The sequence below is a fragment of the Elusimicrobium sp. An273 genome, assembly GCF_002159705.1.
Taxonomy (GTDB): Bacteria; Elusimicrobiota; Elusimicrobia; order Elusimicrobiales; family Elusimicrobiaceae; genus Avelusimicrobium; species Avelusimicrobium gallicola.
In genome coordinates this window covers 192,472-215,112 of the sequence record NZ_NFJD01000004.1, presented here as the reverse complement: position 1 = coordinate 215,112, position 22,641 = coordinate 192,472, and the positions used below count along the sequence as shown (strand labels likewise).

At 52.2% G+C, this 22,641-nt stretch carries 20 protein-coding genes and 1 pseudogene; 13 read left to right on the top strand and 8 right to left on the bottom strand.

Annotated elements, in window-relative coordinates:
- Positions 1-20 precede the first annotated feature (20 nt).
- From ychF to B5F75_RS06635, 5 genes and pseudogenes are all read left to right on the top strand, one after another.
- Entirely contained in the window at positions 21-1,094 is a 1,074-nt protein-coding gene (gene ychF / locus B5F75_RS06655; RefSeq protein ID WP_087289222.1) for a redox-regulated ATPase YchF, read from the top strand.
- 1 nt (position 1,095) lies between these two features.
- Positions 1,096-2,307 carry a 23S rRNA (uracil(1939)-C(5))-methyltransferase RlmD gene (rlmD, locus tag B5F75_RS06650; RefSeq protein ID WP_158093805.1) on the top strand — a complete coding sequence of 404 codons (1,212 nt, stop codon included), beginning with the start codon at positions 1,096-1,098 and terminating at the stop codon, positions 2,305-2,307.
- 51 nt (positions 2,308-2,358) lie between these two features.
- A complete protein-coding gene (locus tag B5F75_RS06645; RefSeq protein ID WP_158093804.1) occupies positions 2,359-4,833 on the top strand; it encodes an ATP-dependent helicase in 2,475 nt (824 codons plus the stop codon).
- Positions 4,834-4,895: 62 nt separating this feature from the next.
- Positions 4,896-5,033 (top strand): annotated as a pseudogene (locus tag B5F75_RS06640) (type IV pilin protein); the annotation flags it as partial.
- Positions 5,033-5,464 (top strand): hypothetical protein, encoded by a 432-nt coding sequence (locus B5F75_RS06635; protein WP_087289215.1) that lies wholly within the window; start codon positions 5,033-5,035, stop codon positions 5,462-5,464. The pseudogene B5F75_RS06640 and the gene B5F75_RS06635, both read left to right, overlap by 1 nt.
- 2 nt (positions 5,465-5,466) lie before the next feature.
- Here B5F75_RS06635 and B5F75_RS06630 read toward each other — a convergent pair whose 3' ends face one another.
- On the bottom strand, positions 5,467-5,820 hold the full coding sequence (locus B5F75_RS06630) for a hypothetical protein (RefSeq protein WP_087289213.1): 354 nt from the start codon (positions 5,818-5,820) through the stop codon (positions 5,467-5,469).
- 108 nt (positions 5,821-5,928) lie between these two features.
- Between B5F75_RS06630 and B5F75_RS06625 the strand changes: the two genes are divergently transcribed.
- From B5F75_RS06625 to B5F75_RS06615, 3 genes are read left to right on the top strand one after another with little or no spacing between them, the layout of a single operon-like run.
- A complete protein-coding gene (locus B5F75_RS06625) occupies positions 5,929-6,210 on the top strand; it encodes an Asp-tRNA(Asn)/Glu-tRNA(Gln) amidotransferase subunit GatC (RefSeq protein ID WP_087289211.1) in 282 nt (93 codons plus the stop codon).
- Position 6,211: 1 nt separating this feature from the next.
- Positions 6,212-7,627 (top strand): Asp-tRNA(Asn)/Glu-tRNA(Gln) amidotransferase subunit GatA, encoded by a 1,416-nt coding sequence (gene gatA, locus B5F75_RS06620; RefSeq protein ID WP_239406355.1) that lies wholly within the window; start codon positions 6,212-6,214, stop codon positions 7,625-7,627.
- Entirely contained in the window at positions 7,624-8,076 is a 453-nt protein-coding gene (locus tag B5F75_RS06615; RefSeq protein WP_087289209.1) for an NUDIX hydrolase, read from the top strand. The genes gatA and B5F75_RS06615 overlap by 4 nt, the downstream gene beginning before the upstream one ends.
- 154 nt (positions 8,077-8,230) lie before the next feature.
- On the opposite strand, the gene B5F75_RS06610 is transcribed toward B5F75_RS06615, so the two are convergent.
- The 5 genes from B5F75_RS06610 to B5F75_RS06590 form a co-directional block, all read right to left on the bottom strand.
- Positions 8,231-9,544: a peptide MFS transporter gene (locus B5F75_RS06610; RefSeq protein WP_087289207.1), complete on the bottom strand. Its 1,314-nt coding sequence runs from the start codon at positions 9,542-9,544 to the stop codon at positions 8,231-8,233.
- A 72-nt stretch (positions 9,545-9,616) separates the two neighbouring features.
- Positions 9,617-9,922, bottom strand: a complete 306-nt coding sequence (locus B5F75_RS06605; protein ID WP_087289205.1) for a zinc ribbon domain-containing protein — start codon at positions 9,920-9,922, stop codon at positions 9,617-9,619.
- A complete protein-coding gene (locus tag B5F75_RS06600) occupies positions 9,919-11,373 on the bottom strand; it encodes a RelA/SpoT family protein (protein ID WP_158093803.1) in 1,455 nt (484 codons plus the stop codon). The genes B5F75_RS06605 and B5F75_RS06600 overlap by 4 nt, the downstream gene beginning before the upstream one ends.
- A gap of 4 nt (positions 11,374-11,377) precedes the next feature.
- Positions 11,378-12,532: a lipid-A-disaccharide synthase gene (gene lpxB, locus B5F75_RS06595; RefSeq protein WP_087289201.1), complete on the bottom strand. Its 1,155-nt coding sequence runs from the start codon at positions 12,530-12,532 to the stop codon at positions 11,378-11,380.
- Positions 12,532-13,596 carry a Gfo/Idh/MocA family protein gene (locus B5F75_RS06590; RefSeq protein WP_158093802.1) on the bottom strand — a complete coding sequence of 355 codons (1,065 nt, stop codon included), beginning with the start codon at positions 13,594-13,596 and terminating at the stop codon, positions 12,532-12,534. Before B5F75_RS06590 ends, lpxB begins: the two co-directional genes overlap by 1 nt.
- 123 nt (positions 13,597-13,719) lie before the next feature.
- On the opposite strand from B5F75_RS06590, the gene B5F75_RS06585 reads away from it, so the two are divergent.
- The 3 genes from B5F75_RS06585 to B5F75_RS06575 are packed head-to-tail and all read left to right on the top strand — an operon-like array spanning position 13,720 to position 16,011.
- Complete coding sequence (locus B5F75_RS06585) at positions 13,720-14,169, top strand: nucleoside-diphosphate kinase (protein WP_158093801.1); 450 nt, start codon at positions 13,720-13,722, stop codon at positions 14,167-14,169.
- Between the two features lies 1 nt (position 14,170).
- Positions 14,171-15,049, top strand: coding sequence for an alpha/beta hydrolase (locus B5F75_RS06580; protein ID WP_158093800.1), 879 nt, complete (start codon positions 14,171-14,173; stop codon positions 15,047-15,049).
- Positions 15,050-15,063: 14 nt separating this feature from the next.
- Entirely contained in the window at positions 15,064-16,011 is a 948-nt protein-coding gene (locus B5F75_RS06575; RefSeq protein WP_158093799.1) for a glycoside hydrolase family 3 N-terminal domain-containing protein, read from the top strand.
- A gap of 48 nt (positions 16,012-16,059) precedes the next feature.
- Here the strand turns inward: B5F75_RS06575 and B5F75_RS06570 are convergent, their stop codons facing one another.
- On the bottom strand, positions 16,060-16,410 hold the full coding sequence (locus B5F75_RS06570) for a YtxH domain-containing protein (RefSeq protein ID WP_087289191.1): 351 nt from the start codon (positions 16,408-16,410) through the stop codon (positions 16,060-16,062).
- A 137-nt stretch (positions 16,411-16,547) separates the two neighbouring features.
- Between B5F75_RS06570 and gltA the strand changes: the two genes are divergently transcribed.
- Positions 16,548-17,939: an NADPH-dependent glutamate synthase gene (gene gltA / locus B5F75_RS06565; RefSeq protein ID WP_087289189.1), complete on the top strand. Its 1,392-nt coding sequence runs from the start codon at positions 16,548-16,550 to the stop codon at positions 17,937-17,939.
- Position 17,940: 1 nt separating this feature from the next.
- Positions 17,941-18,795 carry a sulfide/dihydroorotate dehydrogenase-like FAD/NAD-binding protein gene (locus B5F75_RS06560; protein WP_087289187.1) on the top strand — a complete coding sequence of 285 codons (855 nt, stop codon included), beginning with the start codon at positions 17,941-17,943 and terminating at the stop codon, positions 18,793-18,795.
- Between the two features lie 57 nt (positions 18,796-18,852).
- Here B5F75_RS06560 and B5F75_RS06555 read toward each other — a convergent pair whose 3' ends face one another.
- Positions 18,853-22,590, bottom strand: a complete 3,738-nt coding sequence (locus B5F75_RS06555) for a hypothetical protein (protein WP_087289185.1) — start codon at positions 22,588-22,590, stop codon at positions 18,853-18,855.
- Positions 22,591-22,641: the final 51 nt, after the last annotated feature.

Here is a 22,641-nt window from a genome sequence, read left to right as displayed (position 1 = left end):
GTCTAAGGAGTCTGTATTTTATGGAAATTGGTATCGTCGGCCTGCCCAACGTAGGCAAATCCACCCTTTTTAATGCGCTTACCTGCGCCGGAGCGGAAGCCAGCAACTATCCGTTCTGCACCATTGAGCCCAATGTGGGCATTGTGCCCATTCCGGACAAACGCCTGGACAAACTGTTTGAAATGTTTAAACCGCCCAAGAAGACGGCCGCGTTTATTAAATTTGTGGATATTGCCGGCATCGTCAAAGGGGCGAGCCAAGGCGAAGGGCTGGGAAATAAATTTTTGGCCAATATCCGTGAGGTGGACGCGATTATCCATGTGGTGCGCTTGTTTGAAGACGAGAACGTAACCCACGTGATGAACTCCGTAGACCCGCTGCGCGATATTGAAATTATCAATACCGAGCTGATGCTGGCCGATTTGGAAACGGCCACCAAAGTCTGCGACCGGCTGGCCTCCAACGCCAAAAGCGGCAAGAAAGACGCCGTGGCCGCGTGGGAGCGGATGAAAGAAATTAAAGCCGCGCTGGAAAACGGCAAACCCGTCAGCTCGCTGGGGCTGGAAAAAGAAGAACTGAAAGACTACCAATTTTTAACCGCCAAACCGGTGCTTTACGTGGGCAACAATTCCGAAAAACGCAACGTGCAAAACGCCGAAAAAGTGGCCAACTACGCGCGGGAAAACGGCGCGGGGTTTGTGGAGCTGTGCGTGAAGTTTGAAGCCGACATCGCGGAATTTTCGGAAGAAGAAAAGAAGGCTTTCCTGGCCGAAACCGGCAACGATTATACCGGGCTTGAAAAAATCGTGCGCGAAGGGATGAAACTGTTAAACCTGTGTACGTATTTTACCGCCGGCGAAGAAGTGGAAGTGCGCAGCTGGCTGATACCGGTGGGCTGTACGGCGCCGCAGGCGGCGGGCAAAATTCACAGCGATTTTGAAAAAGGCTTCATCCGCGCCGACGTGTATACGTTTGACGACCTCGTCAAATACGGCAGCGAAAAAGCCCTTCGCGAGCACGGGTTGATCCGCTCCGAAGGCAAAGACTATATTGTAAAGGACGGCGACGTTTGCCTGTTTAAAGTAAATGCCTAAGATGACCTGCTCCCATTTCGGCCAATGCGGCGGCTGCGCGCTGCTGGACTTGCCTTACGAAGAACAAGTCGCCCGGAAACGGGCCAAGCTGCAGCAAACGCTGAGCGAATTTTGGACGGGGGACATTCCCGTTACCGTAACGGACGACCCGAAAAACTTTCGCAACAAGGTGGAGCTGGGCTTTTGCCACCAGGTAAAATGGCGCCCCGATTACGACAAAAAAGACCCCGCCAACAAAACCCGCCCGCTGGAGTTTGAAAATGCCCTGGGTTTTAAGTTAAAAGGCCGCTGGGACAGAGCGGTGGACATTACCGAATGCGTTTTGTTTAATGACAAGTTAATCCCGCTTCTAAATGCCATCCGCGCCTGGGCTAAGGCCGAAAATTTGGACTATTACGACCAGCGCAAACACACCGGCGTGCTGCGCCACCTGATGGTGCGCGAAGGCAAAAACACCGGCGAAGAAATTGTGGTGCTGTTCGTAACGGACGATTTTAACGAAAAAACATTTGTGCAGGCCGTGCAAAGCGTTTTGCCGCAGGCCAACATCATGGCGGCAGTCAACACCGGGCTGGCCGATACGGCGGCGCCGGAATCGCTGCGGGTGCTGAAAGGCAAAGACCATATTTTTGAAAAAATCTTTTTAACCGACGCGTCCGGCAAAACCGAACGCGAGGTGGTTTTCCAGCTTTCGCCGCAGTCGTTTTTTCAAACCAACACCCTCACCGCGCAAAAAATGTATTCCCGCGTGCGGCGCGTGGTCAAGGCGTTGGCGCCCAAACGCATTTATGATTTGTACGGCGGGGCGGGCAGTTTTTCGCTTTCCTGCGCCGACTTGTGCGAAAAAAGCATTTGCGTGGAAAGCGTGGCCCCCGCCATTTACAACGGGATTGAAAACGCCAATCTAAACGGCGTAAGCAATGTGCAGTTTTTCTGCTCCAAAGTGGAAGATTTCGTCAAACAACACCCCATTGAACGCAAAGACGCGCTGATTATTTTGGATCCGCCCCGCGGCGGGATGCACCCCAAAGCGGCCAAGGCGGTGGCGGAGTCGGGCGTGGAGCGGGTGCTCTACATTTCCTGCAATCCGGTTACCTTGGCGGCCGACCTTAAAATTCTCACGCCGCATTACGACATTTTGCAGGTAGAAGCGTTTGACTTCTTTCCGCACAGCGAACATATTGAAACCTTTGTTCAAATGAAATTAAAATAACCGGGCGGGGCGCGTATGCCGTGCATACCGCCGGCCCGCAGCAGGATAGTTATGGATTTGCAAGACGCTTTAAAATCATTAAACCCCCAGCAGTTGGAAGCCGTCAATTACGACGGCGGCCCGTGCCTGATTGTGGCCGGGGCCGGCACCGGCAAAACCAAAACGCTGACGACCAAAATCGCCAAGCTGATTGCCGACGGCTACCACCCGGCGCGTATTTTGGCGGTAACGTTTACCAACAAGGCCGCCCAGGAAATGCGCGAACGCGTGGAAGCGTTGGTGCCCGGAACGGGCAACCGCGTATGGATTCACACGTTTCACTCGTTCGGCGTGCGTTTGCTGCGCCAGAACGCGCAGGCGCTGGGCCTTTCGCGCGATTTCGCCATTTACGACGATTCCGACCAGAAAAAAGTGGTCAGCCTGATTTTGGAACAAATGGGCATTAAAGACCCCAAAAAAGAAATCAATCAAATCGTCAGCCTGATTTCCCGCGCCAAGGACGATATGGTCTCGCCTGAAACCATGATGCAAAGCGCCACGGCCAGCGGATTGGATTTTAAAATCCGCGCGGCCGAAGTGTACCGCCGCTACGAGCAAAAACTCAAGGAAGCGGGTGCATTGGATTTTGGCGATTTGCTCGTCAAAACCGTTGTTTTGCTGCGCGACCACGAAGACGTCCGCAACTATTACCAGGATTTTTTCCAATACATCTTGGTGGACGAATACCAGGACACCAACCACACCCAATACCTAATTACCAAAATGCTGGCCGCCAAACGCCGCAAACTGTGCGTGGTGGGCGACCCCGACCAGAGTATTTACTCCTGGCGCGGGGCCAATATCCGCAACATTTTGGAATTTGAAAAAGATTTCCAAGACGTAAAAACCATTACCTTGGAACAAAACTACCGTTCCACCAAGGCCATTTTGGATGCGTCCAACCGCCTGATTACCAAAAACAAAAAACGCAAAGAAAAAAATCTTTTTACCGATAAATCCCAAGGCGATCCCATTGAAGTGCGCGAACTGATGAGCGAAGGCGACGAAGCCCGCTGGGTCAGCCAGAACATCAAGGCTTTGGTAAATGAGGGGGCGAGCCTGAAGGAAATTGCCGTTTTCTACCGCACCAACGCCCAGAGCCGCAGCTTTGAAGATTCGTTCCGCCGTTACCAAATTCCGTACCGCCTGGTGGGAACGGTGCGTTTCTACGACCGCAAAGAAATCAAAGACATCATGTGCTACGCCCGCATGCTGGTCAACCCGGCCGACAACGTAAGCCTCTTGCGCATTATCAATACGCCCACGCGCGGGTTGGGCAAAGTAGCCCAGGAGCGGCTGCTGGAGTATGCCGAAAACAACCACATTTCCCTGTATGAAGCGTTAAAAAACGCCGCCTATGTGCCGGGGCTTAGCTCGGCGGCGTGCAAAGCGGCGGTTAAGCTGGTGCAGCTGTTTGAAAATTGGCGCGGCGACATGCTGCTGACCGATCCGGCGGATATCTTCCATAAAATTATGACGGAATCCGGCTATATGGACGCCGTGAAAGCCGAAATGGAAAAAGACCCCGAGGCCGAAAGCCGCCTGCAAAACTTGGACGCTTTGATCAACGCCGTAAAAGAATACGAAGAACGCTGCCAAAAAGGGGAAAAAGAGCCGTCGGTGGCGGATTTTCTGCAGGAAATTTCACTTTTGTCCGGGGAGGACGATTCGCAGGCGGATGAAAACGGCGCTGTTACGCTGATGACGGTGCACTTGGCCAAAGGGTTGGAGTTTAACAATGTTTTTGTAACCGGGTTGGAAGAGAATTTGTTCCCCATCGGGCGCGACAACGAAGACGACCTGGAAGAAGAACGCCGCCTGTGCTACGTAGCCATGACGCGCGCGCGCGAAAGACTCTTTTTAACCTATGCCCGCACCCGGCGCAAATTCGGGCAGCTGCAGGACAATTTGCCTTCGCGCTTTTTGTTTGAAAGCGGCCTTTTGGACGAAAGCGAAGTGCAGGAAGCCCGCGCTTCCCAGCCGCGATACACCGATTACCATTCCCGCTACGGCCTTTACGGCGCCGGGGCGGGCGGTTCCTATTCCGGCGGCCATTACGGCGGCGGGTATGCGCGCGGCAAAAATAATTTTGGCGCCAACCGCTACCAAACGTTTGAAGGGTATGCCTCTAAGAGCCGTTTTCAAAAACGCTATGACGCGGACGGATACGAAATTCAGGAAGATGACGATTTGGACTATACGTCTTCCTCTTACGGTGGTTCTTCCGGGTTGGGCTCGCTGTATGCAAAGCCCGCTTTTTCCCGCCCGGCCCCTTCGCCTGCTTCCGCTTCGCAAGAGGCGCCCACTCCGCCCGCCCAGAAAAACGGCGAACCCGCCGTGGGGGGATTAGTCAAGCACGGGGTGTTTGGGCAGGGGAAAATCGTGTCTATCGCCGGCTCGGGCGACAGCGCCAAAATTACCGTCCTGTTTGGCAACGGCGTGCGGCGCACGTTTATGCTCAAGTTCGCCCCGCTGGAGCTGTTGTAAACGGGATCTGGCGCACGAACAGGCGCGCGTCTTTTTTTGTCCAAAAGATTTTGCTACATTCTATTTATGAAGAAAAAACTTTCTGTTTAAATTGCGGCGGGTTTACGCTGATAGAGCTGTTGGTGGTGGTATTGATTATCGGCATTTTGGCGGCGGTGGCCGTGCCCCGCTATCAAACGGCGGTTTTTACAGCCGAAGTATGAAGTACTATCAAATGGCGCTGGATTTGCGCCGCCAGCAGGAAGTTTATTATCTGGCCAACGGAGCCTATGCCGAAAATTTAAGCGATTTGGATGTAGATTATTCCCACGTATGCCAAATTCGTAAAGATGCCCCGTGGATGCTGGAGTGCCCTTTTGCGGAAATCAGCAATGTGGCGACAACTTTTGAAGGCGAAAATCAGGGGTCGGCTCAAATTAAGTTTTTTAGCAGATGGCAAACGCCCTCTTCCAGTGCGACGCCTGAAGAAATGCCGTCTGAAAAAGACTCCGTACAGGACTTTTTCCTGCTGTTGTGGTATGCGCATGCTTCGGTTCCTAACGGAGTACTTTGTGTGCCGTATACCCCGTTAGGAAAATCCGTGTGCAACAATATCAAAAGCCTAAACGCGGAAGACTTGTGGATTGACTAGGATCAGGCCGCGGCCAGCATGGCGGTTAAAAAGGCGATAATCGTGCCGCCGAAAAAGATAATCAAGAAGATGGGAATTAAGGCAATAATTACCGTCAGCCAGCCGCAAAAGCCGGCCCACCAGGCCACCCGTTGGGCTTCTGCCATTCTGCCGTCGCGGGCCCAGTCCTGCGCGCGCAGCGATAAAATCAGCGCCGCCAAAGCAATGGGAATCGTAAAAAATCCCGTAAAGCAAGATAAAATAACCGCTATAATGGACAGGGTAAAACGGCTGTTTAAACAGCCTTCCCCGTTTAAGCCGCATTTATAGTCGTCCGTATTTTTGGCGCGCGGCGCCGTTTCTTTTTCTTCTGTCATACAATCCCCCTTCCGTCGGGCGTGCCTGTGCTGAAAGGATCCTTTCGCTTTGGGTAGCCAAACGGCCACATTATTATATAAAATATACTTTCAAAGGGAGCATTTTATATGGAAATAACTAAAAAAGACGTGGAGCTTGCCGCCAAGCTGGCCAAAATGCGCGTCAGCGAGCAGGAAGTCTCCATTTACCAAGCCCAACTGGAAGCCCTTTTTAAATGGGTGGCGGAACTTGCCGCCGTGAATACCGATGCCGTAAAATTGACCAACGTGAACCACTGTGCGCACCTGCGCCCGGACGTTGCTTCTTCTCATCCTGCGCTGGCGGAAGAATTGCGCCGCGCGTTTGATGAAGAACAAGATCAGTGCGCCAAGGTGAAAAAGGTATTGTAATATGATGACCGCTTTAGAAATTGTAAAAGCCGTTTCTGCCGGCGAAAAAACCGCCGAAGAAATTACCCGGCAGGCCCTTGCGGCCATTGCCCAAAAAAATCCGGACGTGAACGCTTTTGTAGAAGTTTTTGAACAAGACGCACTGGCCCGCGCCAAAGAAATAGACGCCAAACGCGCCCGCGGCGAAAAATTGGGCGCCCTGGCGGGCGTGCCGGTGGGGATTAAAGATAACATCCTTTACAAAGGGCACAAAGCAACCTGCTGTTCCAAAATGTTGGAAAATTACGTTGCTTCGTATACGTCTACCGTGGTGGAACGCCTCTTGGCGGCGGATGCGGTCATTATCGGCCGCACGAATATGGACGAATTTGCCATGGGCAGCACCAACCAAACCTCCGTGTACGGCCCGGTGAAGAACCCGGCTAATCTGGAATGTGTGCCGGGCGGTTCTTCCGGCGGCAGTGCTGCAGCCGTGGCGGCGGGCATGGTGCCGGTTGCGTTAGGGACGGATACGGGCGGATCGGTGCGTCAGCCGGCCGGTTTTTGCGGCGTAGTAGGCATTAAGCCCGGATACGGGCGTATTTCCCGCTATGGGATTATCGCTTTTGCGTCCAGCGCCGACCAGGTGGGTATTTTGTCCTCCACCGTGGCGGACGCAGCCAAAGTGCTGGAAATTATCTCCGGCAAAGACGTGCACGACTCCACTTCGCTGGAGGCGCCTGTTCCGCAGTATGACGCCCAGTTTACAAACGGGTTAAAAGGAATGAAAGTGGGCCTTCCTAAAGGATTTTTGGACGGCCTTGGGCAGGATATTAAAGAAAAAGTAACCCAAGCCGCTGCCCGCTTAAAAGATTTGGGCGCCGAATTGGTGGAAGTAGAAGTGCCGCTGGCAAAATATGCCGCTCCCTGCTATTACATTATTACCAGCGCCGAAGCCAGCTCCAACCTGGGCCGCTACGACGGCATCCGCTACGGGTATGCCGACAACGCCGCCAAGGATTTAAATACATATTATGAAGGCTCCCGCGCGCCGTTTGGGCTGGAAGTAAAAAAACGCCTGATTATCGGCACGTATGCGCTGACGTCGGAGCGGTACGAAGAATGCTTTTTAAAAGCGATGAAAGTGCGTGAGCTGATTCGCGAAGATTTTAAAAAAGCGTTTGAAAAAGTGGACGTTTTGCTTACGCCCACCTCGCCCACGACGGCTTTTAAATTGGGCCAGCACGACGAAGACCCGCTGGCTTTGTATCTGGCGGATTTGTACACGTGCCAGGGCAATATCGGCGGTTTGGCGGGCATTAGCGTGCCGTTTGGGAAAGACGCCAAAGGACTGCCGATAGGCGTGCAGTTTTACGGGCCGATTTTAAAAGAAGAAAAAATTCTGAATGCGGCCTATAATTTAGAGAAAGGATTATGATTGTTTCCGAATTTTCGTGCGGCGGCGTGATTTTGGACGGGCGGAAGGTGTTGCTCGTGCAAGTCAAGAATATGAAGGGGAAAAAGATTTGGACGTTCCCCAAAGGCCATATTGAGCCGGGAGAAACGCCCCGGCAGGCCGCGCTGCGCGAAGTGCTGGAGGAAACCGGCTACAAGGCGGTTATCGTCCGGCCGATGATTCGGGTGAAATACGCATTTACGTTTCAGGGCAATTACGTCAAAAAGATGGTGCAGTGGTATTTGATGAAGAAGCTGGGCCGCATCGGCAAGCACGATGCGTCCGAGATTTTGGCCATCCGCTGGGTATCGTTGATAAAAGCACGGGAACTGGTACAGTATCCCAGCGATATACGGCTGGTGGATATGCTGCTGGCCAGCCTGCATATTGAACCGGCGGAAGAGCCCGAAACGGAAATGCCGGAAGAATAAAGATTGCTGCACGGAAAAAGTAAAAACCGGAACGTCTGTTGTTCCGGTTTTTATTTATCAGAAAAACGAAAGGTTGCTTTTTTGTGTAATCTTTCTTGTAATAATAAAAAACCCCGCCTTTTGGGCGGGGTTTTGTTTGATTTACAGCAAATACTTATTGAATGCCGTTCATCCATTTGATTACGAATTTCTTAATGGACAGCAGGATTAACCCGCCGCACACCGGCATGATAACCAGCCACGTAAAGAACTGGACATTGCTGATGTGGCCAAAGTAGCCGGAGTAGAAGCCGGCGGTAAAGTTAGCCAGCGCGTTCGCCAGGAACCAAGTTCCCATCAGCAGGGAAGCAAAGCGCAGCGGCGCCAATTTGGTTACCAGCGACAGCCCCACCGGGGACAAACACAGCTCGCCCATCGTGTGGAACATGTACGCAAACACCAGCCAGAAAATACCCACTTTGGCACCCGTGGTTTGGATGACGTAAGAAGCCGCCACCAAAATCAAGAAGCCAAACGCCAAGGACATAAACGCCCATACGAATTTGGCCGGGGTAGAGGGTTCTAAGCCTTTTTTAGCCAGTTTTAACCACAGTTTGGAGAAAACAGGCGCCAAGAGAATGATGAACATCGGGTTGACGCTCTGGAACCAAGAAGTAGGCATTTCCCAGCCAAAAATGAAGCGGTCGGTGAATTTTTCGGCGAAAATCGTCAAGGAAGCGCCGGCCTGTTCAAAAGCAGACCAGAAGAAAATGCTGAAGAACGCCATAATGAAAATGACGGCAATGCGCTGTTTTTCTTCCGTGGTCAGCGGATTGGTGGGGTGTTCCAGTTTTTCTTCTTTCGTCAGTTTTTTGGGTTTTTTGCCCTGGCCCTGGAGGTATTTGTCTTTTGCCCAGATAAAAATACCCAAGCCCAAAATCATCCCGAAACCGGCCGTGGCAAAGCCCCAGCCAAAACCTACTTTTTCCGCCAAGGTGCCCGCTACAAAGTTGCAGATAAAGGCACCCAAGTTGATACCCATATAGAAAATGGTGAAACCAGCATCGCGGCGGGAGTCATTCTTTTCATAGAGTTCGCCTACAATCGTGGAGATGTTCGGTTTAAAAAGCCCGTTCCCCAAAATCAACAGGAAAAGACCCGTGTATAAGAAGGACAGCGTCGGGTTGGAGGCGATGGCAAATTGCCCTAAAGCAATTAAAATGCCGCCCACGATAATGGCGCGTCTTTGGCCCCAGAAACGGTCGGCAATATAGCCGCCCAACAGAGGGCTGAGGTAAATAAGACTGGTTACTGCGCCGTAAACTTTACTGGCGTGAGATTCCGAAAACTGCATGACTTTAATCAAATACAGCACGAGAATACCGCGCATGGCGTAGTAGCTGAAGCGTTCCCACATTTCGGTTAAAAACAGAATATACAAACCGGTGGGCTGCTTTTCGGTTTTAACGGTTGCTACTTCTGATGTCATTGATTTCTCCTTGCAATTTTAACAGGGTACTCCATATTGTACAAAAATATGATGGATTGAGCGGGGAAAAAATCAGAGAGGGACGGTCATAAGCGTTTGAGCGGCTTCCTGCAGCATTAGAAACGAGCGGTAGCATACCATGACAAAATATACGCTGATCAGCGCCAGCAAAGCGGTGTAAATCCACTTGGCGCCCAGCCCGATGGTTTTGGACATCCATACAAACGGCAGGGCAAACGGCCCCAATACAAAGGCCAACAGAATAATGCCCGTGTGCGAGAACAAAAAACCCGTGCCCGGTTTTAAACTGCGGCCGCAGTGGCGGCAGTAGTTATCGGTTTCGTCGGTCGGGTTTTGGCAGCGGGGGCAGGTGTTCATAACTCTACTCCTTTGCTTCGCAGGTAGCGCTTGATATGGCTGCGCGCGCCGGCGGTTTTGGCAAATTCCAGCCAGTCGCGCTTGGGTTCGCCGTTTTTGCGGGTGATAATTTCGCATACGTCGCCCGTTTTAAAGGCGTAATCCATACGCACCATGCGGTTGTTTACCTTGGCGCCCACATAGTGGTCGCCGATGTCGGTATGAATGGCGTAGGCAAAATCGATCGGGGTGGAGCCTTCCGGAAGGGATTTTACGTCCGCCCGCGGCGTAAAAACGAAAATTTGCTGCAGGTTGACGTCCGTTTTAAATCCTTCCAAAAATTCCCGCGGGGCGGTTAAATCCTGCTGCCACTCAATCCAGCGGCGGATCCAGTTTATTTTTTCGTCAAAGTTTTTATCCGGCTTTACGTTGCCCATTTTGTAGCGCCAATGCGCGGCGATACCGTATTCGCAGGTGCGGTGCATGTCTTCGGTGCGGATTTGAATTTCGATAATGTCGCCCGTGGGGGCCAGTACCGTGGTGTGAATGCTTTGGTACATATTGGCTTTGGGCGTGGCGATATAATCGGTAAACGTGCCGGCAATCGGCTTAAACACGCTGTGCACCAGGCCGAGGGCGCGGTAACAATCCTGCACGGTTTTGGTAATAATGCGCACGCCCAGCGAATCTTGAATTTCCGCAAAGGAACAGTGGTGTTTTTGCATTTTGCGGTAAATGGAATAGTAATTTTTGGCGCGGGCCAAAATGCGAAAGTCCATATGCTCGGCCTGCAGGGCGGGTTCCAGCTGCTTTTTAAAAGCGTCCAGCGCGGCCTGGCGGTCGGCCGTGCGGGCTTCCACCTGGTTTTTGATGCTGGCGTATTCCTGCGGGTGCAGGTATTTGAAAGAAAGGTCTTCTAGGTCGGTCTTGATGGTAAACATCCCCAGCCGCTGGGCCAAGGGCGCATATAAGGAAATGGTTTCGTAGGCTTTAAATTTTTGGCGGTCGGGAGGCATGACATCCATGGTCCGCATGTTGTGGGTGCGGTCGGCCAGTTTAATTAAAATGACGCGCACGTCTTCGGCTACGGCAATAAGCATTTTGCGCCAGTTTTCCACGGTTTCTTCGTCGGTGGAGGAAAACTTTAAATCGCTTATTTTGGTAACCCCTTGCACCATGTGGGCAATTTCTTTATTAAATTCCCGCCGCAGATCTTCCAGCGTAACCGGGGTATCCTCCACCGTATCGTGCAAAAGGCCGGCGCAGATGGTGTCGGCGTCCAGGTTAAAGTCCATCAGGATGTTGGCCACGTGGCAGCAATGCGTAAAATACGGCTCGCCGCTTTCGCGTTTTTGCCCTTCGTGTGCTTTTTCGGCAAAATGGTAGGCTTTCTCAATCAGCGAAGTATCCTGATTGGGGTTATATTCTTTAAATTTACGCAGTAAAGCGGACAAATCAGGTGCGTCTTGCATAGGGTTACTCATGTTTTAAATCATTTAAAATTTCCGCCGCCGCCCGTTTGGCCACACCGGGCTCGCCCAGCGAGGCGCGCAGTTTTAACAGTTCTTTGCGCATTTGGGCCAGTTTGGCCGGATTTTGGAACATCGCCATCGTTTCCGCCGCCAAGGCGCGCGGGGTGGCGTCGTATTGAATCAGTTCCTTTACCAACGGTTTTTTAGACAGCAGATTGACCAGCGAAATGTACGGTACCTTGATGACCCGTTTGGCAATTTGGTAGGTGGGCCAAAATAGTTTGTACGCCACCACCATCGGGATGCCCAAGAGGGCATTTTCCAAGGTAGCCGTGCCGGAGCAAGCCAGCAAAAAATCCATTTGCGAGCGGAGCTCGTAATGCAGGTCTTTTACCAAATGAAAATTCGCGTGCGGTTTTTCGCCGATTAAATCTAAGAACACTTTTTCGTCCGCATCCGGCAGCAGAAACATATAGGCTTGCGTATTGGGGAATTCTTTTAAAACTTCTTTATAGGCTTGGTAAAACACCGGCGTTAAGCGTTTGATTTCGCCCATGCGGCTGCCGGGCAGCATGCCGAGTTTCCACGCGTGGTTTTTGTGGTCGGGGATGTGATAGTCCTTTTCCGTAGGCAAGGGAAGCTGGTCTAAAAGCGGGTTGCCCAGAAAGACCGCATTTCCGCCAAATTTTTTATGAAATTCTGGTTCAAACGGATAAATCGTAAACATTTTGCGGGTCAGTTCCGCCAGGCGCTTGGCGCGGTATTGGCGGCTGGCCCATACTTGAGGGGTTACGTAATAATACGCCGGGATATGGCGGTGTTTGGCCATGCCCAAAATTTGGTGGTTAAACCCGTAAAAATCCACCACCACCAGCGCAACGGGGTTTTGCGTTTCCATATATTCGCGGATTTGGTTCATCAGCCGAATCCAAAGCGGCATTTTTTTGAGGGGCTCAATAAACCCGCTGGCGCCTTTGCTGGCCAAATCATACAGAAATTCGTCGCTGACGGCCTGCATCCGTTTGCCGCCTACGGACGTAATGCGCACATCCGGGTCGGCTTCTTTGATCGCCTCGATAAGCCCGGCGGCGTGAATGTCGCCGGAAACGTCTCCCGCCACAAACAGGATATTTTTGGTAATCGGCGTAATGGTAGACATTATTTATCGTCTCCTTTTAAATGCCCCAGCGTTTCGTCCAGCACGGCCTGTGCGGCGCGGGCAACGGTGCTGATGGCCTGCAGCGGCCTGGGCGTGTGCAGGTGGCCGGTTTTGGGAATGTCAAAGCGGTTCATTTTTTCGCAAATTTGCAGGGCCAAATCCAGCGCTTTCATACCTTTTTCGCCGCTGGGGGCCGGCGTTTTGGCCGTTTTGATGCAATCGATAAAGTGCAAAATTTCCGCCGTAATCGGCAATTGCTTTTCCACTTTGGGGTAAGTAACGGTCAAATCGTTCATGTTTTCAATGACCGGTTTTTCCTTGCGGTAGGTTTTTACCCGCGCATTCATAAAATCCACCGACACATACCCGCTGGGCTGAAACAAGTGCATAAAGCGGGCCCGTTCAAAGCTGGCGCGGCTGGCGGTAACGTCGGCCACGGCGCCGTTGGCAAAGTGCAGGCGCACGTTGGCGATGTCTTCGTGAGGGGAGAAAACACTCAGCCCCACCGCATCAATGGACACCACTTCGCTGGGCACAATGGTGTAGAGCAAATCCAAATCGTGAATCATTAAGTCCAGCACCACGCTGATGTTGGCCATGCGGCCGTCATACGGGCCTTGGCGGGTGATGGTAATAAAACGGGGATCTTCAATGTATTTTACCGCTTCCACTACGGCGGGGTTAAACCGCTCCACATGCCCCACCTGCAGCACCAGGCCCTGGCGTTTGGCGCATTGGATTAAGTCGCGCGCTTCCTGCATGGTTACGGCAATGGGTTTTTCCACCAGCGTATGCACGCCGTGTTCCAGGCAATACATCCCAATTTGATGGTGCAGCTGCGTAGGCGCCGCTACAATGACGGCGTCCACCTGCCCCACCAGTTCTTCCGGCTTGGAGTAGGGGGTGCAGTTGTGTTCCCACGCCAGTTTTTGGGCGCGCATTAAATCGGGGTCGCATACGCCCACCAGCGAAACGCCTTTCATATTTGCCAGCGTGCGGGTGTGAAAAGTGCCAATTTTGCCGGCGCCGATGACGCCGAATTTAAGGGGTTTGTCTTGGGCCATAAAAATCATCTCCGTTTTTTCTATTATACCTTAAAGTGCCCGTCTATTGGGCAAAAATCCTTCGCGTTCGTAAAAAGATTGACAGGTTTTTTTAGATTGGTATAATGTTTACATATGAGATATATGGAAAGAACACTTGTTCTAATTAAACCGGATGCGATTGAAAAACGCATCAGCGGTCTTATTTTAGACCGGTTGGATCACCTCGGACTGCAAATGACCGGGGCAAAAGTGGTTTCGCTGACTGAAGAATTGGCGCGGGCGCACTATAAGAATTTGGAAGGGAAACCTTTCTTGGAAGAAGTCATCCAGTATATGATGGGTGAATTTAACAATGTGCCCAACCACAAAATTTACGCATTCGTTTTCCAGGGCGAAAACGCCATTGCCAAAGTGCGCCAGGAAATCGGCAGCACCAACCCCGAAAAAGCCGCTCCGTGGACGATCCGCGGCAGCTTTGGGCGCTTTATCGGCGATGTAATGCAAAACTGCGTGCACGCGTCCGGCTCGCCGGAAGATGCGGAAAAAGAAATTGCGCTCTGGTTTAAACCCGAAGAGGTTTTGGACCGTTAACATGTTTTGCCGCATATTAAAGTTTGCCGCACCGGTATGGGCGCTGGCGCTTTTGGCGCTGCCGGCCGCCGGTGCGGACGCTAAAGAACAGGCCGTTTCGCTTTCCACGCAGGACGGATGGGCGCTTGCCGCGCTGTACCGCCCGGCGGATGAGGGGAAGCGGACGGTTATTTTGTTGCATGATTTAGGCAAAAATAAAGAAGAATTTTCCACGTTTAAAGCCAACCTGGGCAGTGAAGGCTTTGGCTACTTGGCCCTGGACTTGCGCGGCCACGGACAAAGCACCAACAAAGGAGAGGCCTTTTCGTTTGCCCGGGAAGGGGTGGACAACGAATATAACAAAATGACGCGCGACGTAGAAGCCGCCGTTTCCTTTCTGGACAAGAAAGGCGTTTCCCAGCAGGATATGGTGGTGCTGGGGGCCGGGCTGGGCGCCAACGTGGCGGCAAAAAGCATGAGTTTTTCGCCGGATATCGGCGGGGTGGCCTTAATCAGCCCCACCACCAATAACCGAGATGTTCTTTCCATTCCGGCCATGCGTCTGTACAAAGGCGATATTTTGATTGCCGCCGGCGCCGCCGACAAAAAAAGTTTTTTGGAAGCCAGCGTCATCCGCAATGTGGCGTTTTTAACGGCGGGAGAAGGCAAAGTAACTTTCTTAACCGCTTATGATTTAACCTCGCACGATATGTTGGATAAATACCTGCGCCCGGCGGTAATCCAATGGCTCAAAACGCCGCACAAGCCGGAAGTATTGCCGGACGCCCCGGCGGTGGATTTGACCGTTCCTACCAACACGCAGGGATTGCTGGTGCCGCCGTCCGGAACGGAAGAGTCGCTCGTGCCGTCCGTCTTGGGCGTGCAGCAAGGCGCCTTATAACCCAGGAGATAAATATGAAGCCCGCTCGCATTGTTTTTCCCGGTTTTTGGTTTGGTCAAAGCAGTCTGCAGGAAGCGGAAGAGTTGACCCGCCGCGGAGTGGGCGGATTTTGCGTGTACGGGGGAACGGCCCAAGAAACCAAAGATTTTACCAAGCGCATGAACGACCTGTCCCCGTACGGGAAATTGTTATTCTGCGCCGATATTGACGAAGATTTAAGCGAAATCGTAACCGACGCCCCCGCTCTGCCGGCCAATGAAACGCTGCAGCATTTTTCCTGCCCGCAGGACGGGGCTTACCGCAAAGGCAATTTAATTGCGCGCATGGCGCGCAGCATGGGGCTGGACTGGGTGCTTTGCCCCGTAGTGGATTTGGGATACGCCCCGCCGGCTTTTTCCGACGTACCGCTGACGGTTACCCACCTGGCGGGGGATTTTATCGCCGGGCTTTCCAACGGGGGGGCGCTTAACTGCATTAAGTATTTCCCCGGCGTGTCGGGCGTGCTTAAAACGCTGGCCCAGATGGAAGACGCCGAATTTGTGCCGTACAAACATATTTTCCGCCGGGCGGACGCCATTATGCCCTCGGATATGATCTTCCCGAATATAGACAACGACCACCAAGCCATGCTTTCCGATCGGGTGATTAAGGGATTGCTCAAAAAACGGCTCAATTATAAAGGCTGCGTGGTCAGTTTTCCGCTTTTTAAGGGGCGGCTTCGCTACGAAGACGCGAGCGCCATTAAAATGCTGCACTGCGGGGTGGAGAATATCCTGGCACCCAAGAACGCTTCTTCCGTGGTGGACGCCGTGGAGAAAGAGGCGGATAAAGGCCTGCTGATGGACGAAATTATCCATGCGGTTTCCAACCATGAAATGTTTATCAGCAAAGTATACGTGGGGCCGGAACCGCCCGATATTGCGGAAGCCTTTGAAATGGCAAAAGCGTTTTGCAAAAAATAACCGTACAAAAAGCCCCAGCCGATCGGCTGGGGCTTTTGTATAGGGAGGTTACTCTTCGTCTTTTTTAAATTTCGCGGCGATTTCGTCTTTGCGGCGGTTGAATTCTTTTACCACTTTGTCTTTTCCTTCCGCCAGGCGTTCGCGGGCGTCTTCGGCATGGGCGGAAATTTTTTCTTTCAAATCCGCCGCGTGTTCTTTGATTCTTCCCTTTAAATCTTCCGCATGTTCCAAGACGTATTCTTTTTGTTCTTCATACGTATCGTCGGCCCAGCGTTTGAGTTTGCGGCGGGTGGTTTCCCCTTTGGCCGGCGCAAACAATACGCCCGCTGCCGCGCCTACAATGGCGCCCAATAAGAAAGCGGCCAGTCCTTTTCCGGCACAATCGCATTTATGGCACATATAATCCCCCTCCTTGTGGCTTTGCTATAATGTATATATATTGTACAACAAAAACAGGGAACTTCCGTTCCTGTTAATAGTATAGCTGTAAAATATATTTTTTGCTCTTACTATTTTGAATTAGATGGAGGAACCGTATGCCAAATCCGTCCGCACCGCGCCACAACGGGAAGCAATTAGACCCCGAAGTGCGCAAACATAACTTTGAAGAAGTGGCTCAAATCTTCACCAAAGAAGAAGCCATGGCCGAGGCCGACCGCTGCCTGCATTGCAAAAATGCGCATTGTCAGGCCAACTGCCCGGTAGGAGTGCAAATTCCGGACTTTATTGCTTTGTTAAAGGAAGGCAAAGTAGGCGAAGCCGCCAGCAAAATTATGGAAACCAGCTTGCTGCCCGCCATTTGCGGCCGTGTTTGCCCGCAGGAAAAACACTGCGAAGGCAATTGTATTTTAAAAGACCGTTTCGGCTCGGTCAATATCGGCATGCTTGAACGCTACACCGCCGACACCGCCCGCAAAGAAGGCTTGTTAAAAGCCCCCAAAACCGCCGCTCCCACCGGCAAAAAAGTGGCGTGCATCGGTTCGGGCCCGTCTTCCATTGCGGCCGCGGCGGAGCTGGCCCGCGCCGGGCATGAAGTAACCGTGTTTGAAGCGCTCCACGCCTTTGGCGGCGTGCTTCGCTACGGGATTCCCTCTTTCCGCTTGCCGCGGGAAGTGATTGACCACGAAATTGAAACCGTCAAATCCATGGGCGTAAAGTTTGTAACCGACGTATTAATCGGCGCTACGGAAAAAGTGGCGGATCTTTTAAAACAGTTTGACGCCGTGTATGTGGGCAGCGGCGCGGGGCTTCCTACGATGACCGGAATCCCCGGTGAAAATGCCGTGGGCGTATACAGCGCCAACGAATTTTTGACCCGCGTCAATTTAATGCAGGCGTATAAATTCCCGGAAACGGATACGCCCATTCAGGTGGGCAAACACGTGGCCGTTTTGGGCGGCGGGAACAGCGCCATGGATGCGGCCCGCTGCGCCATGCGCCTGGGGCCGGACAGCGTAACCATCGCTTACCGCAGAAGCGCGGCCGAAATGCCCGCCCGCGCCGCAGAAGTGGAACACGCCAAAGAAGAAGGCGTCCAATTTGAATACCTGGTAACGCCCAAAGAAGTACTGATGGACGATAAGGGCCGCGTAACCGGGTTAAAATGCACGCGCAACCAATTGGGCGAACCCGATGAAAGAGGCCGCAGAAGACCGGTGGAAATCCCCGGTTCGGAATTTGTGATGCCGGTGGATACGATTATTGTGGCCATCGGGCAGAAACCCAACCCGATTATTGCTAAAACCACGCCGGAACTGAAAACGACCGAACGCGGCGTGCTTGCCTTGGATGAAGAAGGGAAAACCACCTTGCCGGGCGTATATGCCGGGGGGGACATCATCCGCGGAGGGGCCACGGTGCTGTTGGCCATGAAAGACGGCATTGAGGCCGCGCGCCGGATTAACGCTTATTTGAAAGAGGGAAAATAATATGGAAGAAAATACCATTTTAGTTAAAGAAAATTTAAGCGATGTCGTGGTAAAGTTTGTGATTTACAAACCGCTGGTGGCCGCTTCGGCCAAGGCCGGGCAGTTTGTTATTCTGCGCGGGCGCGAAGGGGGCGAACGCGTGCCGGTTACGCTGGTGGACTGGGATAAAGAAAAAGGCACCATCACCATTATCATTCAGGCCATCGGCAAATCCACCTCTATGTTTAATTCGTTTAAACAAGGCGAAAAATTCTTAAATATCGCCGGCCCGCTGGGCACACCCGTGGAAATTAAAAACTACGGTACGGTGGCCGTGGTAGGCGGCGGGGTGGGTATTGCCGAAGTGTACCCGATTGCCCGCGCGTTTAAGGAGGCCGGCAACCGTGTGATTGCCGTGTTGGGCGCGCGCACCAAGTCGCTCTTGATTTTGGAAGATGAAATGAAAGCTTTGTGCGACAAAACCGTAAGCACCACCGATGACGGCAGTTACGGGATGAAAGGCATGGTAACGGATGCTATCCAAAAGCTGCACGATGAGGGCGAAAAAATTAATGCGGGGTTTATCATCGGCCCGATTCCGATGATGAAGTTTACTTCCCGCTTAATGGACAAACTGGGCATGGAACCCCACGCCAGCTTGAACCCTATTATGCTAGACGGCACCGGCATGTGCGGCTGCTGCCGCGTAACGGTGGAAGGCAAGGTGCGCTTTGCGTGTGTGGATGGCCCGATGTTCCCGTCAAAAACCATTGATTTTGACGAACTCATCCGCCGCACCAGCGAGTACCGCCCGCAGGAAGCGGAAAGCCTGAAGCTCTACGAAAAAGATCACGTTTGCAAATGCGGCTTGCATTAATTTAGCAACGCATAAAAAAGCCCGCCGGTTCAGGCGGGCTTTTTTGTTGGCAAAGTTTTAATAGGCTTCTACCGGCGTTTCTTCAAAATAGCCTTCCGTTCCGCCGTCATCGCCATAGGGGAGATATTCTTCTTCCTCTACGGCTTGCTGCTGCAACAATTCAATCATGCGGGCTATTTCTTCTATTTTCTGCGTCAGCTTGTTTTGAATATCCTGCTGGATGGTATTCAATTTGTTGTTAACGGTTTCCAGCGGCTCATCAGAATTCATCGTCTGCGTAATGCGCTTTTTATACTCGTTGAAAATAGCCGTGATGTCTTTTTTATAATTTTCTCCTCCATAACGCGAGGCATAGTCTTCATAGGACGCCTGATCTATTTCAACGGTGGCCAGTATCATTTGCAAGTACTCTTCTTTCATCTCTTTTTCGGCCTGAGCAAACTTTTCCTGTTGGGCTTGTGCCTGTTTGACAAGGGCCCGGTTCAGTTGCAGTTGGGAAGCCATTTGCGCCAATTTGGCTTCATCTTGTTCGGTTACAAAGGACAAATTGCCAAATCCTTCCGGAAGCGCGTGTCTGACGCTGATAATGGGGAAGGTCAGCGAGGCCCCTTCCGAGCTTTGTTTTACCGCCGCCGAGACGTCTTGATACGTACTCAACGAGGCGTTTTGCGAGGCATCTACTCCGGCCTGCTGGGCTTGTTCCTCCTGGCGCTGCACGTCTTCCTTTAATTTTTCCGGGTCAAAAGCATCGCCAAATTTAGCCATTGCTTTTTCCTGGTCTTCTTTCGCGGCGGACATAATCCATCCTTGCATAGACGGATAAGTAACCATATCCAAGCCCGCCCATGTCCCGAAGAACACCATATTGCCTACCAGCCCCTGCCAGAAACGGGTGTTGGAAGCAGTATTTTTGAGAACCGGCAAAGCAAAACGCCAGTTGGATTTTGCCGTCTGCCAATAATTGGCATTGGGCACATATTTAGGCAATAAGTATTTGCCGATGCCGGTGCGCTCGACCTCGTTGAAATAATGGTGGATGACCGTCGGCTGCCAGGTATTGCTGGTTACTCGCTGCAGGGGAATTTCAATGGCATTTTTCAGTTTGGTCGGGTCAATTGACGTGATGCGGGCCGCCTTGCCGCCAATGGCCGGCGTTAACACAATGTGGTTAAATCCTGCCGCCAATTCATTGCCGGGCGCCCCTAAGCGGGTGACGTTCCACCACGTTACCGTTTCGCCGCTGGCCGTGCCGGCCGTTCCTTCAAAAACGGGGGTTTTAATCGGTACCCAGGCATTGAAGGCTCCACCTTTTGCGGCCTTGGTAATAGCATTGGTTAAGAGCAGTTCCTGTATCAATCCTTTGCGTGTGGTGTAATCGTAGAACCGCGGAAAAACGATGGCCTTCGGATCCGCGGAAGATCGGAAACCTCTCGTAAAGGTGGAAAGCGCCTCTGTGGAAGTGTTCGGAGGCGGAACGTCCAGCGGACGGAAACTGCTGCGCAGTTTGCGCCAATCATCCCAGCTGCGCACGCCCTTATCCAACGAGGTGCCCGTTACCTCTACGGTTCCTTGCCGAACCCCGCCAAATCCGGGGATAGGTTGCTCAAAGGAGAAACGGGTAATGGGCGCCGGTTCTTTGCCGACCCAGCGTTTGGGATTCCATTTGGAATACTTCCCTTCCAAAGCGTGTTGGGTGGTAATGGTTTTAAAATTGGACTCCATGGCCGGGGTATAAGATTGGGGAGCCGGCATGCGTTTTTGGGAGCCTTTAACGGTTTTTTCCGTTATGCGTTCCACTTGCAAAGTGACAGCGTTTTTCTTTAACGTTTTGGCCAAATTGGCAAAGCGCACGCCCTTTTGAATTTCTACGCCAAAGCTCAGCGCGCGGCGGCCTTTGTTGGCTTGAGCCGCAGCTTTTAACGCTTTGGGCAGGGCCAGCATGGCGCCTTTGGTGGTGCGGTAGGCGGTACCGATGAAGGTAAGTACCTCGCCGCCGTAAATCCAGAAAATGGCGTTTCCGACAAACCAAAAGAACTTGGCGTTTGCTTCATCGGATGCTTTTTTGGCGTTTAATCCGTTTTTAAGCTGCATTTCCACCCACGTCCCGTCGGACATGCGGGCAAAGCCGCTGATGGTTTTCAGCGATCCGTCCGGCAATTGGAATTGGTGGCCGCGGTTAATCGGCACCAAGCGCGGGACAGAATTTTTGTCGTTTAAAATCAGCGATTTTCCATCCTCTCCTTTATCCAAGACGTAGCTGCCTTTCATACGCGGGCGGGAATAATCCCATTTCAGCTCATCATTGGCAAATCCGTTGTAGATAAAGGCCAATTTGTCTGCCAGCATTTGCATTTGTTGGGAATCAAGCCCATAGTCTTCAATTCCTAAATAGTGCGTGCGGGTCAGCGGCGCATACAAGTCGGCGGTGCGCTGGGCAAACAAGGGGCGCAGCGTATCATTTTGCATGTTGCCGCTGTTGCAGCGCAGAAACACGGGATAATCCGCCGCCGCAGCACCCGCTGCCGCTTGGCAGTTTTGGCTTTGGCTGTACATCAAGCTGGCCGCTTCCAAGGCAAAGATGTTGGTCGGCAGGGAGTATTGGGCCGGGTCGGAAAAATCTTTGAGCATAAAGATGATTTGCGACCAGACGGCCGAATCCGACACTAAGTATTTGACGCTCTCATATACGGAGGTAAAAATGTCATTAAGCACCGGGCTGTAAGGCTGCTGGAATTTACCGGGGACAACTTTTCCTCTCATGGAGCGTTTCGGCCCCTCATCAAACAGTTTGACTAAAGGGGTAATTTGGGACGGATCTTCCAGCATGGCGTATACGGTGGCGTAGTCCGCCAGGGACAGCATCACCTGATATTCAGCACTGCCTTCTTTGGGGTTGTGCGATTTAATCGTGCTGAGTTCCGTTAAGAATTGATGGTTGATTTGCTGATAAATATCCGGCGGCAGCTGGAAGGGAATCTCCCGTTGGGTCCAAGAGTTCATGACAATCCAAGGCAATTCGCGGTTGAATTGCGGTGCCGGAATGGAGCTGTTGGACAAAGGATCTCCGATTTCCGGAGCCAAGAGGGGGTCTTCCTGCCCGGTTTGCACGTAAAAGTTATGCAGTTTCCATAACGTAATGCGCAAAGAACCCAGCGCCATGGCGTCGTAGATAGAGGCGGGCGCTTTTTTGGATAATTTTTCCAGGCGGTACAGCACGCGCAGTTGGGCAAACAAGATGAGCCCGTTCATTTGACTGATGACTAATTCATCCGGCTGCACCAGTACGGCGTCAATGGAGTTGCCCAGCACCTCGCTGGCGTAGATGAGGTTTTGAAGGTTGTAATCAGCCGGTTCAAACGGATCGATATAATTAATCATGTCATCCACCGTCAGTTCATCCTTGGCCAGTTTTTGCAGCACTTCGTTTTGATTGAGCGATTTGAAAACTTTGTACGGATTAACCGGGGGGGCCACGTAAGTAGAGGAACGCGGAGCCACGAGAGATTCCTTCAGTTTTTGGCGTTTGGCCTCTTCCTGCTTTTTGGCGGCGGCTCTCTCTTCTACCGCTTTGTGCAATTTGGTAATGGCAGTTGCTATTTCCGCAGGCGTTTGGGCATACTGCAGCTCTTCGGAAGCGGCCGCCACGCTGCTTTCCAAGTACTCAGTGACGAATTGGTCTACATGCTGGCGAATTTGATCAGACGACACTCTCGGCTGCGCCCACGCGCCCGGGGCCGGCAGCATGCAGTTAAATAAAAAGACCAACGCCATTACACGGCACAGAAAAGATTGCATAAAGTTCTCCTCTAAAACGATATAGCTTTACTTATGTATATTGTACCGTTT

Coding starts and splice junctions, on each gene's coding strand:
- B5F75_RS06630 (WP_087289213.1), bottom strand. CDS start 5,820: ATGACAGAAGAAAAAGAAACGGCGCCGCGCGCCAAAAATACGGACGAC.
- B5F75_RS06560 (WP_087289187.1), top strand. CDS start 17,941: ATGGAAGAAAATACCATTTTAGTTAAAGAAAATTTAAGCGATGTCGTG.
- gltA (WP_087289189.1), top strand. CDS start 16,548: ATGCCAAATCCGTCCGCACCGCGCCACAACGGGAAGCAATTAGACCCC.
- B5F75_RS06635 (WP_087289215.1), top strand. CDS start 5,033: ATGAAGTACTATCAAATGGCGCTGGATTTGCGCCGCCAGCAGGAAGTT.
- B5F75_RS06575 (WP_158093799.1), top strand. CDS start 15,064: ATGAAGCCCGCTCGCATTGTTTTTCCCGGTTTTTGGTTTGGTCAAAGC.
- lpxB (WP_087289201.1), bottom strand. CDS start 12,532: ATGTCTACCATTACGCCGATTACCAAAAATATCCTGTTTGTGGCGGGA.
- B5F75_RS06590 (WP_158093802.1), bottom strand. CDS start 13,596: ATGGCCCAAGACAAACCCCTTAAATTCGGCGTCATCGGCGCCGGCAAA.
- B5F75_RS06625 (WP_087289211.1), top strand. CDS start 5,929: ATGGAAATAACTAAAAAAGACGTGGAGCTTGCCGCCAAGCTGGCCAAA.
- B5F75_RS06580 (WP_158093800.1), top strand. CDS start 14,171: ATGTTTTGCCGCATATTAAAGTTTGCCGCACCGGTATGGGCGCTGGCG.
- B5F75_RS06585 (WP_158093801.1), top strand. CDS start 13,720: ATGGAAAGAACACTTGTTCTAATTAAACCGGATGCGATTGAAAAACGC.
- B5F75_RS06645 (WP_158093804.1), top strand. CDS start 2,359: ATGGATTTGCAAGACGCTTTAAAATCATTAAACCCCCAGCAGTTGGAA.
- B5F75_RS06600 (WP_158093803.1), bottom strand. CDS start 11,373: ATGCAAGACGCACCTGATTTGTCCGCTTTACTGCGTAAATTTAAAGAA.
- B5F75_RS06570 (WP_087289191.1), bottom strand. CDS start 16,410: ATGTGCCATAAATGCGATTGTGCCGGAAAAGGACTGGCCGCTTTCTTA.
- rlmD (WP_158093805.1), top strand. CDS start 1,096: ATGACCTGCTCCCATTTCGGCCAATGCGGCGGCTGCGCGCTGCTGGAC.
- ychF (WP_087289222.1), top strand. CDS start 21: ATGGAAATTGGTATCGTCGGCCTGCCCAACGTAGGCAAATCCACCCTT.
- gatA (WP_239406355.1), top strand. CDS start 6,212: ATGATGACCGCTTTAGAAATTGTAAAAGCCGTTTCTGCCGGCGAAAAA.
- B5F75_RS06555 (WP_087289185.1), bottom strand. CDS start 22,590: ATGCAATCTTTTCTGTGCCGTGTAATGGCGTTGGTCTTTTTATTTAAC.
- B5F75_RS06610 (WP_087289207.1), bottom strand. CDS start 9,544: ATGACATCAGAAGTAGCAACCGTTAAAACCGAAAAGCAGCCCACCGGT.
- B5F75_RS06605 (WP_087289205.1), bottom strand. CDS start 9,922: ATGAACACCTGCCCCCGCTGCCAAAACCCGACCGACGAAACCGATAAC.
- B5F75_RS06615 (WP_087289209.1), top strand. CDS start 7,624: ATGATTGTTTCCGAATTTTCGTGCGGCGGCGTGATTTTGGACGGGCGG.